Source organism: Methanolinea sp. (assembly GCA_016699325.1).
Classification (GTDB): domain Archaea; phylum Halobacteriota; class Methanomicrobia; order Methanomicrobiales; family Methanospirillaceae; genus UBA9949.
Genome location: CP064971.1, coordinates 682,573 through 695,718, shown reverse-complemented (window position 1 = coordinate 695,718; position 13,146 = coordinate 682,573). Strand labels below are relative to the sequence as shown.

Annotated in this window: 14 protein-coding genes and 3 tRNA genes; 8 read left to right on the top strand and 9 right to left on the bottom strand. The window is 59.1% G+C overall.

What is annotated here, in order from left to right:
• Window positions 1-10: 10 nt before the first annotated feature.
• The 3 genes from IPI71_03635 to nadX are packed head-to-tail and all read right to left on the bottom strand — an operon-like array spanning window position 11 to window position 2,517.
• Window positions 11-859, bottom strand: coding sequence for a carboxylating nicotinate-nucleotide diphosphorylase (locus IPI71_03635; protein ID QQR71605.1), 849 nt, complete (start codon window positions 857-859; stop codon window positions 11-13).
• A gap of 6 nt (window positions 860-865) precedes the next feature.
• Window positions 866-1,762, bottom strand: a complete 897-nt coding sequence (nadA, locus tag IPI71_03630; GenBank protein QQR71604.1) for a quinolinate synthase NadA — start codon at window positions 1,760-1,762, stop codon at window positions 866-868.
• Complete coding sequence (gene nadX, locus IPI71_03625; protein QQR71603.1) at window positions 1,759-2,517, bottom strand: aspartate dehydrogenase; 759 nt, start codon at window positions 2,515-2,517, stop codon at window positions 1,759-1,761. Before nadX ends, nadA begins: the two co-directional genes overlap by 4 nt.
• A 185-nt stretch (window positions 2,518-2,702) precedes the next feature.
• Between nadX and IPI71_03620 the strand changes: the two genes are divergently transcribed.
• The gene (locus IPI71_03620; protein ID QQR71602.1) at window positions 2,703-3,965 is read left to right on the top strand and encodes a radical SAM protein; all 1,263 of its coding nucleotides are present in this window, start codon (window positions 2,703-2,705) and stop codon (window positions 3,963-3,965) included.
• 98 nt (window positions 3,966-4,063) lie between these two features.
• Complete coding sequence (locus IPI71_03615) at window positions 4,064-4,603, top strand: hypothetical protein (GenBank protein QQR71601.1); 540 nt, start codon at window positions 4,064-4,066, stop codon at window positions 4,601-4,603.
• 1 nt (window position 4,604) lies between these two features.
• Here the strand turns inward: IPI71_03615 and IPI71_03610 are convergent, their stop codons facing one another.
• A complete protein-coding gene (locus IPI71_03610; GenBank protein ID QQR71600.1) occupies window positions 4,605-5,072 on the bottom strand; it encodes a hypothetical protein in 468 nt (155 codons plus the stop codon).
• 41 nt (window positions 5,073-5,113) lie between these two features.
• Window positions 5,114-5,187 (bottom strand) — tRNA-Ile (locus IPI71_03605).
• A gap of 117 nt (window positions 5,188-5,304) precedes the next feature.
• Between IPI71_03605 and iorA the strand changes: the two genes are divergently transcribed.
• The 3 genes from iorA (at window position 5,305) to IPI71_03590 (ending at window position 8,414) form a co-directional block, all read left to right on the top strand.
• Entirely contained in the window at window positions 5,305-7,074 is a 1,770-nt protein-coding gene (gene iorA / locus IPI71_03600) for an indolepyruvate ferredoxin oxidoreductase subunit alpha (protein ID QQR71599.1), read from the top strand.
• Window positions 7,071-7,655 carry an indolepyruvate oxidoreductase subunit beta gene (locus IPI71_03595; protein ID QQR71598.1) on the top strand — a complete coding sequence of 195 codons (585 nt, stop codon included), beginning with the start codon at window positions 7,071-7,073 and terminating at the stop codon, window positions 7,653-7,655. The genes iorA and IPI71_03595 overlap by 4 nt, the downstream gene beginning before the upstream one ends.
• Before the next feature lie 78 nt (window positions 7,656-7,733).
• Window positions 7,734-8,414 carry a site-specific DNA-methyltransferase gene (locus tag IPI71_03590; GenBank protein ID QQR71930.1) on the top strand — a complete coding sequence of 227 codons (681 nt, stop codon included), beginning with the start codon at window positions 7,734-7,736 and terminating at the stop codon, window positions 8,412-8,414.
• A gap of 1 nt (window position 8,415) precedes the next feature.
• Here IPI71_03590 and IPI71_03585 read toward each other — a convergent pair.
• The 3 genes from IPI71_03585 to IPI71_03575 all read right to left on the bottom strand — a co-directional run bounded on the left by IPI71_03585 (window position 8,416) and on the right by IPI71_03575 (window position 10,175).
• A tRNA-Ser gene (locus IPI71_03585) sits at window positions 8,416-8,500 on the bottom strand.
• Window positions 8,501-8,544: 44 nt separating this feature from the next.
• The gene (locus IPI71_03580; GenBank protein ID QQR71597.1) at window positions 8,545-9,477 is read right to left on the bottom strand and encodes an RNA-guided pseudouridylation complex pseudouridine synthase subunit Cbf5; all 933 of its coding nucleotides are present in this window, start codon (window positions 9,475-9,477) and stop codon (window positions 8,545-8,547) included.
• The gene (locus IPI71_03575; GenBank protein ID QQR71596.1) at window positions 9,474-10,175 is read right to left on the bottom strand and encodes a uroporphyrinogen-III synthase; all 702 of its coding nucleotides are present in this window, start codon (window positions 10,173-10,175) and stop codon (window positions 9,474-9,476) included. Before IPI71_03575 ends, IPI71_03580 begins: the two co-directional genes overlap by 4 nt.
• Window positions 10,176-10,248: 73 nt before the next feature.
• Between IPI71_03575 and IPI71_03570 the strand changes: the two genes are divergently transcribed.
• From IPI71_03570 to IPI71_03560, 3 genes are all read left to right on the top strand, one after another.
• Window positions 10,249-11,460 carry a tripartite tricarboxylate transporter permease gene (locus tag IPI71_03570; protein QQR71595.1) on the top strand — a complete coding sequence of 404 codons (1,212 nt, stop codon included), beginning with the start codon at window positions 10,249-10,251 and terminating at the stop codon, window positions 11,458-11,460.
• Window positions 11,461-11,528: 68 nt separating this feature from the next.
• Window positions 11,529-12,383, top strand: a complete 855-nt coding sequence (locus tag IPI71_03565) for an RNA-processing protein (protein QQR71594.1) — start codon at window positions 11,529-11,531, stop codon at window positions 12,381-12,383.
• Entirely contained in the window at window positions 12,380-13,036 is a 657-nt protein-coding gene (locus IPI71_03560; GenBank protein QQR71593.1) for a fibrillarin-like rRNA/tRNA 2'-O-methyltransferase, read from the top strand. Before IPI71_03565 ends, IPI71_03560 begins: the two co-directional genes overlap by 4 nt.
• Window positions 13,037-13,070: 34 nt before the next feature.
• Here the strand turns inward: IPI71_03560 and IPI71_03555 are convergent.
• Window positions 13,071-13,143: transfer RNA gene (locus tag IPI71_03555), tRNA-Gln, on the bottom strand.
• Window positions 13,144-13,146: the final 3 nt, after the last annotated feature.

Here is a 13,146-nt window from a genome sequence, read left to right as displayed (position 1 = left end):
AAATAAAGATTCAGGGGTGTTTGGGATTTTCCGGCACGATATCGAGGCTGATATCAAGGTTCTTAACACTGTGGGTGAGCATGCCAGCGCTGATGAGGTCAACCCCAGGAAGTGCGTAGGAAAGCAGGTTTCCCTCGTCGATTCCACCGGATATCTCGATTTGGAGGCGATCGGTCAACCCGCGGTCACGGAGGGTTCCGATTGCAGCCGTCACCTGGGCGGGAGTCATGTTGTCAAACATGAGGATATCGGCGCCGGCCTCTGCCGCCATAACCGCCTCCTGCAGCGTGGTGACCTCGACTTCGACCTTCCGGTAACACGATGCCTGTTTTGCCGCCCGGACCGCATCATCGATCCGGACCAGGGCAAGGTGGTTATCCTTGATCAGGATGCCGTCGGAGAGGCTGAACCGGTGGGGGTCTCCGCCACCAATGACGACTGCTTTCTTGTCGAGCTTCCTGAGCCCCGGGGCGGTCTTCCGGGTGGCGGCAATCCTGCAGTTCCTTCCCGACTGCGAGAGCAGGAGGACGCAACGCCGTGTCAGGGAGGCAATCCCGCTCATCCTTCCCAAAATGTTCAGGGCGGTCCGCTCTACAAGGAGGATTTGTCGTGCCGGACCAGCAAGTTCGAGAACCGCCGTCCCGGCACGGACACTGTCACCGTCTGCCACCAGGGGGTTGACGTCGACGCCGAAGTGCCTGAAGAGGAAAACAGCCTCTTCGATGCCGGCGATTACACCTTCTTCCCGGGCAACGATGTGCGCACGGCACCGGACCGTACCGATGACGGCATCTGATGTGATATCCCCAAACGGGGCGTCCTCGTGGATGAATGAGAGGAGAAGGTCAGGGTCTTCCATGCGCGGCTACCTCCCAAGGGCAATCATGCGGTCGATTGCCGCCCGGGCATGGGAAGCAACCACCGGATCGAGGATAACTTCGTACTGCATCCGCTCGAGCGAGCGGAAGAGGTCCTGCAGGGTGGTCTTTTTCATGTCCACGCAGATCGCCTCCTGCTTGGTGTAGAACGTTTTCGTGGGAAAGAGCCTCTCCAGCCGGTAACCCATGCCCCTTTCGGTCAGGACGTTCCAGGTCTCGGCGCCGGGAGCGGCCCGGACCATACCTCCGGTCGATGCAATGACGTCAGCTCCCTTTTGGATTTCGGGTCTGCATTCGGGGTGACAGATGATCCTGCCCCCGCGTTTTCGTGCCCTGTCAAGGTCATCCGGGGTGAAGACTTCATGCACGTAGCAGTGCCCGTCTTCCGGGACGGGGATGATCTCTTTTTCAGGGATGAGGTTCTGGACATATGCAGCAAGGTTGCAGTCCGGGCCGAAGAGGACTTCCCGGGTACGAAGCGATCGGACCACCTTGACCGCATTTGCAGATGTGCATACGATATCGGCAAGCGCCTTGCTCTCCGCAGTACTGTTGACATAGAGTACTACTGATGCTTCGGGGTGGGCAGCCCGTGCCTCGCGGATTTTGTCCGGCGTGAGCTGGTGTGCCATCGGGCAGGTTGCATCCTTCACCGGCAGGAGTACCGTCTTTCCGGGATTGAGGATCTTGGCCGTCTCTGCCATGAAATCGACGCCACACAGGACGATCACTGCTGCATCCGTCTCTTTTGCCGATATTGCCAGTTCCAGGCTGTCCCCGACGATATCTGCCACGTCCTGGATCTCCGGCCGCTGGTAATTATGGGCGAGGATGACCGCGCCCCTCTCCTCCTTCAGGGCACGTATCCGGTCCTGGATCCTCATGTGCCCACCACGAGCGGATTGCCGATATTGTCCAGGAGCGAGAGGATGGACAGCGCAGCGAGGTAGCTTGTCGCCGGGTTGTCAGGGCTGGGGAGGTTGCTGACCCTTATGTACAGGTCTCCGAAAGCCCCCTCGGCATAGATCTCGTGGACATTCCGCTTGACAGCAGGGTCCACGTACAGTTCGACATCAGCGTCCCTGCCGCATGCCAGGCTGAGGGCGACGGATACATTGACGTTCCTGGGAAACTCTTTGATGCATTCGTTCGCCTTGCCCTGGAACACCAGGGTTCTCTCGGCCGCAGCGATGCCGAGAGATGCCGGGCTCTTGGTGGTCCTGAGCAGCAGGCGGGTCAACGGGGATATCCGTGCCACCTTCAGGTTGTCGAGACCGCATATCGCACCGCTCGGGATGTATACCCGCCTTCCCATTGTTCCAGCGATGCTAACAATCTCGTCCCGGAAGGAGGGATCAGCGAGTGCCCCAACGCTCAGTATAACCAGGTCTTTACCATTTCGGAGGATAGACTCCGCGTAGGTGCGTACTGCTTTCACCGAAGCAGCTTCCACCACGAGATCGAAGTCCGCCCGGATGAAGCTTTCAAAATCGGCGCAGGATCTTCCCCCGGTCACCCCGGCAAGCTCCCCGGCCTTTTCGGGTACCAGGTCATATAGGGCGACGATCTTCCAGGTTCCTTTATATTCGCCGATGATACGACCGATGTTGCCGCATCCGAGCAGCCCGATGGTGATCATCACTAGATGTTTGACCGCACCATCGGTTAAGCATTTTCATATCAGCAATAATTCCATCGTCGCAGGGAGAGGTACGGCTCATGTTTTCCGGCACCGATCCGGGGGTTGATGAGGGTCACCGGACAGATATGTTCTTGGGAGCAATGACGGATCGGGAGTTCACCGTGACGGACCGTGGTGGTTCCATGCACCTTAGAGAATGTCTCGAAGGTCTCCGTGGGAAAAAAATCGCAGTCCTCACCTTCGGATGCACGTTCAACCAGGGCGATTCAAGGATCCTGGAGCGGATCCTGGCCGATCTCGGGTGCGTGCTTGGGTGCACGGTCCGCGAAGCCGATGCCGTGGTGGTCAACACCTGCACGGTGGTCGGTATAACCGAACGAAGGATGATCCGGGTACTCAGGGCACTTCACGACAAACCGCTCTATGTGACCGGATGTATGGCGCAGGTGCAGCGGGAAGAGATACTCTCGGTATGCAACCCGGTCTTTCTTCCGCTTCCTTCCGGTGCCGGAATACACCAGGAAGGCGGGCCGCCGCTGCCGTATGATGTCGGAATTGTCCAGCTGGGATCAGGGTGCCAGGGTTCCTGCACGTACTGCATCACCCGACTGGCCCGGGGCCCCCTCAGGAGCTACCCGGGCAACACAATCCTTGCCGATGTCCGTTCTGCCATCCGGTCCGGAGCGGCTGAAATACGGTTGACGGCCCAGGACTGCAGTGCCTGGGGTCAGGATACCGGCGAATCGCTGCCCGATCTGCTCGCCAGGATAGGGGAGGTTCCCGGGACCTTCAGGGCCAGGGTAGGCATGATGAACCCGGCAACCATCCTCCCCATCCTCGACCCCCTTGCCGAATCGTTCGGAACAGATAATGTTTTCAGGTTTGCACACATCCCGGTGCAATCCGGGTCGGATCGCGTGCTCCGGAGGATGGGACGGATGTATTCCCCGGAGGACGTGATCGGGATAAGCTGTGCCCTCAGGAGGCGCAACCCCGATATCACCCTGGCCACCGACATCATCGTTGGCTTCCCGGGGGAGGAAGAGGACGATGTGACATCAACCATCGATCTCCTCAACCGGATGCGCCCGGCCAAGATCAATATCACCAGGTACTCCCCGAGGCCTGGCACGGTTGCCGCAATGTTCGATGCACCAATCGATCGCGTGAAAAAGGATCGCTCGCGCCTGGTCCAGTACAATGCCGGGAAAATCTACCGGCAGATCAACAGAACCCTGGTGGGCAGTACCCACCCCGTCCTTGTTACGGAGCGGATCAGGCCGGGAACCGTTCTTGCAAGGACTGCAACGTATACCGGAATCGTCCTGGAAGGGGACTTTTCCATCGGAACTGAACTGGACGCCCGCATCACCGAAGACCGGACCTATTTCTTCATTGGTGAACCGGCAGGCCGCATGTCCCCGCCGGGATCCAGCAGGTCATGATACCGCACCAGGAACGTCCCATGCGCCAATCGCCGATGAAAAGCTTAAGTACGGCTCTCTCCATACGAAGTCTTTCATGGCATACCGGAGCAATCTCCATGGATGAGATCGAAGCGGGGTTCAGGAAACTGGCCGACCGGATCAGGGAGCGGGAAGGGGAGACATCCGCCCTTTCGGAAGAGGTGATGAGAGAAGAGGCAGCCCTTCTCTCCCGGATGATCCGGACTGCACGCCCGTTGATCCCTGCCATAGGCATGAACATGCTGGAGCGGGGCAAGCAGGACACAAAGGGCGAGCTCTACGATACGGTCTTTTTCAGGAGGAAGATGATCGTGCTGGGAAAGACCACCCCCGCAGAATTCCGCCCGGACAATCCAACCAGGAAGGTCGATGACCAGTTCTGTGTCCTTTCCGAAGACGGTAAGATCTTCGAGATCATGTATTCGTTCGACGGGTTCCTGGTGGATTCATATAAAAATGAGATATCTGCACAGGAAGCAGTATCCGGATACGGCGTGGAAATCCTCTTCATGCTCTATGCCGCCTTTCACGACTACCTCAAAGGCCAGGACGAGCTGATCGCCGCCCTCAGGGTAACGCTCGACTATATCATGGGAAAAGAAAAGAAAAGCGGGTGAATCAGTCCTCTTTCTCTTTCCAGCTGAACATGGGGAAAGCCGGTTTGAGGAGATCGTCTTCGTCCTTGTCGAGCGCGGAGAGCACAAAGGTCTTGGAGAACCGGGTTCCCTGCTCGTTCTGGTAGGTGACAACCACTTTTGCCTGGGGCACCATGGTTTCAAACGGATAGAAGAAATTTTCTTCCACCTGGAGCCCGGGGATATCAAACTCAATATTATAGGGGATGACGGTTACATGGATATCCTGTGCCGGGGCATTCCCTCTGTTTCTCAGCTTGAGGCTCTTTGAATCATCCTGCAGGGTGGCCAATATGCTGGGCCTGCCCAGCGAGTCTTCCATTACCATGACTGACATCAGGAGTGCTGCGAAAACGATGAGACCAGCCAGCCCGGCTAAGATATCGATGACAAAAAGGCCGAGGCATACGATGAGCGCCGCACCAAGCAGGATCTTATGGTTCTTCTGCATACCTGAACATTGTCGCTTCGGGGTAATTAAGAAAATGGGAATGGGCCCGATGTGATTCGAACACATGACCTCCCGGTTATCAGCCGGGCGCACCACCGGGCTATGCTACGGGCCCACAATCTGGTTTATTACGTGATCCGCGGATCCTCTTATAAGTTTTGAAATAAGAGCCGAATCACTATATAATGGTACGAAACAGACTTATTCCAGGAGACGACGCCCTGGAGGAACTATGGAACGACGCTATCTTCTCGGCAACGAGGCTATTGCGCACGGATGCCTCGAATCACCGGTAAGTTTTATCAGCGGGTACCCGGGAACCCCGTCATCGGAAGTGATCGAGGTTCTCTCATCGCTCCCTGACCGGAGTTACTATGCAGAGTGGTCGGTCAATGAGAAGGTCGCTCTCGAAAACGCCCTGGCTGCTGCATGGTGCGGAGTCCGTGCGCTCTGTACCATGAAGCATGTCGGACTCAACGTGGCAGCCGATCCCCTGATGACCAGCGCATATACCGGAGTAACCGGCGGGCTCGTCATCATGAGTGCCGACGATCCCTTTGCACACTCATCGCAGAATGAACAGGACAGCCGGATGTACGCAAAGTTTGCCCGTATCCCATGTCTCGATCCGGCAACCATCCAGGAAGCCCACGACATGGTTCGTGACGCCTTCTCCCTCTCCGAGGAACTCGGCCTGCCGGTGCTCTTCCGGCCGACTACCCGGATCTGCCATTCCAAGGGTGACGTGGAACTGGGCCCGGTCCTGCAGAATACGAGGAAGGGTGAGTTTCACCGGGATCCCCGCCAGTACGTGGTGATCCCGGCCCATACCAGGATCCTCCATAAGAAACTCAACGAAAAACAGCCGAAAATACGGAAGCGGCTTGGTGAACTCGGCTACAACAAGGCAACGGTGCGGGGCAGCAAGGCGATCATCGCCAGCGGTATTGCTGCATCCTACGTGCAGGAGGTGATCCCTGATGGAGTCTCGTTCCTCAAGGTCGGCGCATACCCTCTCGATGAAGCATGGCTTGCCGATTTCGTCCGGCTCCACGAAGAGGTGCTGGTCATCGAGGAACTTGCACCGGTCCTCGAAGAAACGGTCCGCGAGGTTGCCGGATGCGTCACGGTTTACGGGAAGAAGGACGGGCATTCTCCCTACGAGGGAGAATTCTCCCCTCCAGCGGTTGCCCGGATCATGGCTTCATGCGGGTTTCATCCATCACGGACCTTCCCGGAGGTTTCTCCCAGGGCGGACCTGCCCCCCCGCCCCCCGATTCTCTGTGCAGGCTGCATGCACCGGCCGGTCTTCTACGCCATCAGGAAGGTATTCAGGGATGGTATCTATCCCAGCGATATCGGGTGCTACACGCTGGGGCTTCAGCTTGGTGCCGTCGACACCACGATCTGCATGGGCGCCTCGATCACGGTCGGCAGCGGCATGGTTCATGCCGGAGAAGAGCGGGAAATTGTGGCCACGATCGGGGATTCAACCTTCCTGCATACCGGCATCCAGGGGCTGATGAATGCGGTCTACAACGATGCACGGATGACGGTGGTCATCCTCGATAACCGGACAACAGCGATGACCGGCCACCAGCCAAACCCGACCACCGGGCTTACGGCATGCGGGACACCTGCTGTCCCTGTCTCGCTCGAAGCGGTCTGCAGGGCTTGTGGTGTGGCGTTCGTGGAGACGGTCAACCCCTACGATATGGCAGCCCTTACCGCCGCACTGAAGGATGCCAGGGAGCGCCCGGGGGTAAAGGTCATCATCGCCAAGCAGTTTTGTGTCATCACTGCCCGCCGTGCGGGGATCAGGAGGGGAAGATACCTGGTAGATCCTGAACCCTGTACCGGATGCGGCATCTGCATTGCATTCGGCTGCCCGGCCATCGAACGACATGATGAAAAGGCGTTCATCAATGAACTCTGCAGCGGCTGCTCGGTCTGTGCCCAGCTCTGCCCTGCCGGGGCGATCCGGAAGGAGGGTGCACGATGAGCGGAGGGTATGATATCATGATTGTCGGGATTGGGGGACAGGGGACCATCCTTGCCTCTAATATCCTGGGTGAGGCCTGCCTGATGGAGCAACGATCGGTCCGGGGCGCAGAGACCCACGGAATGGCCCAGCGCGGCGGATCGGTCGAGAGCCATATCAGGATCGATGGAAGGTACGGACCGCTGATCGCTCCCGGCACGGCGGACCTGCTCATCGCGTTCGACATGCTCGAAGCATTGAGGTATTCCCACTTCCTGAAAGACACGGGAAGGATGGTGGTCAACCGCCACATGGTCGTCCCGACATCGGTCTATGTCCAGAAGCTCTCCCTGCCTTCTGAGGAGGAGATCGTCTCGCTCCTGGCGGCAAAAGACCTCTGCCTCATCGATGCCGATGCGATCGCCCGGGAAGCGGGAAGCCCGCTTGCTGCAAACGTGGTGATGCTCGGAGCGGCATCGCACCATATGCCCCTGGCCGCAGATTCCCTGGCCAGGGCGATCGAGCGCCTGGTCCCCCCCAATACCGTGGTGATCAATACAAAGGCATTCGAGCTGGGCCGTGCAGCAGGGGAGACCTGCTGATCCGGGCAGGGTTTCCGCGTGAACCGGCACCTCGGCCCGTTTGAGGCAGACAGGATCTACCAGGGAGACGCCCTGGAGATGATGGCACGTATCCCGGCAGGATCGGTCGACTTGGTTGTTACCGATCCACCGTTTGCCATCGAATTCCGGGCGCAGCGCATGAACTATAACCGCACGGGACGGCATGTACTCGACGGTTACAGGGAGATAGCTGCGGATGACTACGCGGAGTTCACCCGCTCCTGGATGGGAGAGGCGTATCGCGTCCTCTCCGGTTCGGGGAGTCTCTACGTATTCTCGGGCTGGAACCGCCTGAAGGATGTCCTCTGCAGCCTCGACGATGCCGGGTTTGTCACCCTCAACCATATCATCTGGAAGTACCAGTTCGGGGTATATACCCGGAAAAAATATGTGACCAGCCACTACCACATCCTGTACGCCGTGAAAAACCCACGGCAGTATACCTTCAACAAAATGGACCATTACCCCGAGGATGTCTGGGTGATCAACCGCGAGTACTGGAAAGGAAAGCAGAAGACTCCCACCAAGCTTCCCCTGGAACTGGTCCGGAAGATCCTGTGCTATTCGAGCAATCCCGGAGACCTCGTTCTCGACCCGTTCCTGGGATCGGGCACGGTGGCAGTCGCCAGCAGGGAAACCGGGAGGCACTTTCTCGGGTTTGAGATCGTTGCCGAATACATCGCATTCGCAGAACAGCGCCTGCATGATGCGCCAGCCCGGATGGACAAAAAAACGTGAACGCTGAGGGGGAGATTTGAACTCCCGAGGGGCTGGACGCCCCACAGGCTTTCCAGGCCTGCGCCCTACCGCTAGACTACCTCAGCCAAGAAAAATGCATCCATACTGTACGCAGGGCATTTTTTTAAGGCTATCTCTTCCCGGGAGGCCGGGATGATTCCTTAGCCCTCTTCCAACCCCGGGGATACGTGCCCGTTTTCATGAAGACCGATGTTGGTGCAACCACCAGTCCGTGGTCCATTTCCCCGGCATCACGGGATGATACCATGGACCTGCCAAGACCGATCAGCTCTCCCTTCTCGGTAACCAGCACAACGGCCGCGCCACGCTCGAACCGGTCTGTCCCGGCGAGCCCTGCCCGGGCCAGCACGGCGCCGTGGCAGACCGCATCCACGGCAGAGTCCCTGACAACGACGCGGGGGACGCCCTCCAACGCGTCAATCGGGGGGCGAATCATCGAACCCAGGCCGGCGGGATCCCCCTGCGATGCCCGCACAACCGCATCTTTGAGCTGCTGGAGTGTTACGGCATCGCGCTCGTGGAAATTCCCGGCCATGGTCCGGCGCAACTCTTCCATGTGCGCCCCGCAGCCAAGTGCAAGCCCGATGTGGTGGCAGAGGGAGCGGATGTACGTGCCGGCATCGCACCGGATCTTCAGGAGGAACGATCGCCCGGAAACATCCAGCAGCCCAATATCCTGCACGGTTCGTATCCTGAGATTCCGGGCCACCGCGCTCTTTCTCGGCGGGCGCTGGTAGACCCTTCCCGTGAATTCCGCCAGCATGGACTGCATCTGTCCGGCGGGCACATCCGCATGAGTCCGGAGCAGGCAGACATATTCCTTATCCCCGGCAAGGAGGAGGGGGGCCAGGCGCACCGCGTTGCCAATCATCACCACCAGAACGCCGGACACCCCGGGATCGAGCGTTCCTGCGTGTCCAACCGGGGCGCCGAGGATCCCACCGGCCCATGCCGTTACCTGGTGGCTTGAAGGCCCCCGGGGTTTATCGATGATAAGGATGCCGGTATTCGTAATCCGGGAACCCGGAAACTCGGGGGTCATAGGGCGCGGGTCCTGCCGGGACTGGTTGCAAGGAAGGAATTGAGCGCCCGGAGGGTCCCGTCAAGCGAACCGTCACCGGTAACAGAAGGGACGACCCCGGCCCTGCACATGGCTGACGCGGTTGATTCACCGATAGCCATGAGGAGAAGTCCGTTCCGCCTCTTCCAGATAGCCCGTTCGAACGACATGGCGCTGGTGAAGAGGATGGCCTGCGCTTTTACGAGATCCAGTTCATATCCTGTAGGGATGAGCGAGTATATCCGGATTTCTTCAGGGATACCCCCGGCGTTCCTGATGCCGCTGATCAGGCCGGGGTTCGGGACGTCAGCGCGTGGGATACCGATCCGCTTATTTTGTATCCACTCCCCGAGGAAGGGGACAAGGGCAGACGAGTAGTAGCGGGGAAGGATCTCGGACTCGATCCCGAAGTGCCGGAGCGTTCTTGCCGTCTGGGGTCCTATGGCAACCACCCGGGGCCAGCGAGAGAGGCGGGGTGCAATGATCTGTGCAGGGAGCGCACTCGTGAAGAAGAGGCAGTCGTACAGGTTCTTTTCGACCGACTCCACGAACCTTGAGACAAGGGACTGGTTGATATCGGCCCGGAGCGGAGCTACAGAGTAGCACGTGTGTCCGAACGCCCGGCACCGTGCAGCATCCGTCGTCTCTTTTCCAGCGAGCCTGGTTACCGCGATGTTCATGTACCTGCACCCACCTGGTATGAATAATCCGGTTTCGATGTATTTATCTGCATCTCCCCGCAATGTTGCCCGGATGATGGGATTTCTCGCCGGGGTTGCCGCGGGCATCGTGCTCGGGGCCATCAGCGGGCTCGTGCCGGGGATCCACGTCAATACCATGGCCGGTGGCCTGCTCGCTGTCCAGACATCCCTGATACCGGTGTTCGGACCGGAAATGGTCGCGGCGGCAATGGTCGCGGCCCTGATCACCCACACATTTCTCGATACCATCCCCAGCACCTTTCTCGGGATTCCGGACCCTGATACCGCGCTCTCGGTCATCCCATCCCACGCGCTCTGCCTCGAAGGTAAAGGAGAAGAAGCGGTGAGGATAGCCGCGCTCGGGAGCGCAGGAGGTTTCATTGCCGGCATCCTGGTCGCGCTTGGCCTCCTTCTGGTGGCCCCGTATATCCAGAGTACGGTGGACTGGGGGGCAGGAATCGTCATTACCGCAGTGGCGGCCTTCCTTGTCCTGTGGAGCGAGTCTCCGGTGCATGCCTTTACGGTCTTCCTGGCATCCGGGCTGCTAGGCATCTTTACTTTCCATTTCGGGTTCCTCTGCATCTCACCCCTTGGATCCTCTGGCATGCTCATGCCGCTCCTTTCAGGGCTCTTTGGTATCTCCATCCTTCTGGTCTCCGGAAGCGGAAAAGTCCCGGAACAGCGGTTTTCCGGGCTATCTCTTTCCCGGAGAACCCTGATCAGGGGAGGTTTTGCAGGAACGGCTGCCGGTGTGGTGGTGGGCTGGCTCCCGGGACTCTCGAACGCCACCGCAAACGCGGTCATCGCCACCGGTACTCCGTATGACAGGGACCCCCGTGAGTACATCTTTGCCACCAGCGCAGCCAATACCGTCAATGCGGTGGTAGGACTGGCAGCATTTGCAGCGATTGCCCGGATGAGGAACGGGGTCATGGTCGCCCTCTCTTCGATCGAAGTTCCCCCCCTTGGCACCCTCATCCTCGCTGCAGCGCTTGCCGCATGCTGCGCCTACCTCATCACCATCCTGCTGGCAGGTTCCGCCTGGCGGCTGGGGGGAATCGATAAACAGGGGGTCAATCGTGCGGTGATCGCCTTCATGGTGGTACTCACCTTTCTCCTGTCAGGATTTTTTGGGCTGTTTGTCCTCCTGCTCGCGACCATGACCGGCCTCATACCACGGCTGCTGAACGTGCCCCAGCTCTTCTGCATGGGGGCAGTCATGGTCCCGGTCATCCTGTTCTCGTTCGGAGTTCCGGTTCTGTGAACGGCGGATTTACGGGAATACGGTTGTGGAGCAGGCTAATGACCCCGCAGCCCCATTAATAATGTACCATGGAATCCTACTGGTTCGGCGATAGAGAGGGCCCGGTATGCCATCCTGTCCACGATGATCCCGTGGTCTGTGCCGTGCGGGTCGAGAGCCTTGCAGAGGACGGCAACGCCTGCATGCCGGACTGGAGGGTTGCGGTCCGGTGCGGGGTGGTCCGCGACAGGGGAGAATACCTGGAACGCCTCCGGGACGTTTCATTCGCCCTTGCCAGGAGGAACCTTGAACGAGCCCTTTTTACCCGTTCGTCAGGACTAATCCAGATGGTCCGGATGCTCGACCTGCTCGATGAAGTCATCAACCTCCTGACCGAAAGGGCGGTGGAATGGCACCATGCCACCCGGCCGGGCTTCAGCCGCAAACGGGTGCTCCCGGCCGGCCGCAGCCACAACGAGCTGATACGCGAGGATGCTGACGATGCCCTTGCCGGCCTGCTCGATGAAATCGACCGGCTGAAAGATCGGCGATCAGAGCTCATGAAGGAGGTCTCCAGAAGGGCCGGGGAAGCGCTCCCGAACTGCAGCGCCCTTGCCGGTGGACTGGTCGCAGCCCGCCTCGCTGCAGAAGCCGGGGGAATCAGCGAACTGGCGGCCATGCCGGCAGCGACCATCCAGGTTCTCGGTGCGAAAACCGCCCTCTTCTCGCACCTCTCAGCCGGCACGCCGCCACCAAAACACGGGATCATCTACCAGCACGGCAGGGTCCACGGTGCACGTCGGGAGAACAGGGGACGGGTCGCCCGGACCCTCTCGGCCAAACTGGCCATCGCCGCACGCATGGATTATTACCGGAACAGCATCGACAAGGAATTTTTGAAAAGGGCGGAAGAATCGGTCCGCAGAGCAGGGAGAAGGGTATGATCTGGATTGAAGGGCAGCTGGTATCAGAAGGTCCGGGAGGGGTATATGGCGAGCGGATGATCCAGGGCTACCGGGCCTGGGATCCCAAACGGAGCAAGCTTGCCGCCCTCTTTCACCGTGGGGCGGAGCTGGAGCTGCAGGCCGGCCACCGCGTCCTCTACCTTGGTGCAGCAAACGGGACGACTGTCTCCCATGTTGCCGATTATACGGAAGTCGTGTATGCTGTCGAGATCGCGCCGCGGCCCCTTCAGGACCTGCTCGTTGTTGCTGAATCACGGAAAAACATCATCCCCATCCTTGCCGATGCCAGGAGACCAGAGGTCTACCGGTCACTGGTTGAGGAGGTCGATCTTATCTACCAGGACGTTGCCTCCCCCTGGCAGGTCGCGATCCTGCTGAAAAACCTGGGGTTCCTGAAAGAGGGCGGCACTGCCGTCCTGATCTTGAAACCGAGGAGCATCGATGTGACCAGGGACCCTGGCGATCTCTTTTTGGAAGCGGAGCGGGAACTCGTACAGGGAGAACTTGATATCCTTTCGCGGGTCATGCTTTTCCCATACTATCCTGACCATTGTGCATTCATCTGCCGGAAAACCCGGCCGGGCCACCACCCCGGGGAACAAGGAGAAGAACGTTCTGAAGCGAGGCGATAAAAAAGGGGAGCAAGTTATAAGATAACAGCACTGATAGCCCGGAGCAGATTCGAACTGCTGTCGCGGGATCCAGAGTCCCGCATGATTGACCGCTACACTACCGGGCTGAA

Bases quoted from the DNA above. Each gene is read 5' to 3' on its own strand.
- IPI71_03635 (QQR71605.1), bottom strand. From the start codon at position 859: ATGGAAGACCCTGACCTTCTCCTCTCATTCATCCACGAGGACGCCCCG.
- nadA (QQR71604.1), bottom strand. From the start codon at position 1,762: ATGAGGATCCAGGACCGGATACGTGCCCTGAAGGAGGAGAGGGGCGCG.
- nadX (QQR71603.1), bottom strand. From the start codon at position 2,517: ATGATCACCATCGGGCTGCTCGGATGCGGCAACATCGGTCGTATCATC.
- IPI71_03620 (QQR71602.1), top strand. From the start codon at position 2,703: ATGCACCTTAGAGAATGTCTCGAAGGTCTCCGTGGGAAAAAAATCGCA.
- IPI71_03615 (QQR71601.1), top strand. From the start codon at position 4,064: ATGGATGAGATCGAAGCGGGGTTCAGGAAACTGGCCGACCGGATCAGG.
- IPI71_03610 (QQR71600.1), bottom strand. From the start codon at position 5,072: ATGCAGAAGAACCATAAGATCCTGCTTGGTGCGGCGCTCATCGTATGC.
- iorA (QQR71599.1), top strand. From the start codon at position 5,305: ATGGAACGACGCTATCTTCTCGGCAACGAGGCTATTGCGCACGGATGC.
- IPI71_03595 (QQR71598.1), top strand. From the start codon at position 7,071: ATGAGCGGAGGGTATGATATCATGATTGTCGGGATTGGGGGACAGGGG.
- IPI71_03590 (QQR71930.1), top strand. From the start codon at position 7,734: ATGATGGCACGTATCCCGGCAGGATCGGTCGACTTGGTTGTTACCGAT.
- IPI71_03580 (QQR71597.1), bottom strand. From the start codon at position 9,477: ATGACCCCCGAGTTTCCGGGTTCCCGGATTACGAATACCGGCATCCTT.
- IPI71_03575 (QQR71596.1), bottom strand. From the start codon at position 10,175: ATGAACATCGCGGTAACCAGGCTCGCTGGAAAAGAGACGACGGATGCT.
- IPI71_03570 (QQR71595.1), top strand. From the start codon at position 10,249: ATGATGGGATTTCTCGCCGGGGTTGCCGCGGGCATCGTGCTCGGGGCC.
- IPI71_03565 (QQR71594.1), top strand. From the start codon at position 11,529: ATGGAATCCTACTGGTTCGGCGATAGAGAGGGCCCGGTATGCCATCCT.
- IPI71_03560 (QQR71593.1), top strand. From the start codon at position 12,380: ATGATCTGGATTGAAGGGCAGCTGGTATCAGAAGGTCCGGGAGGGGTA.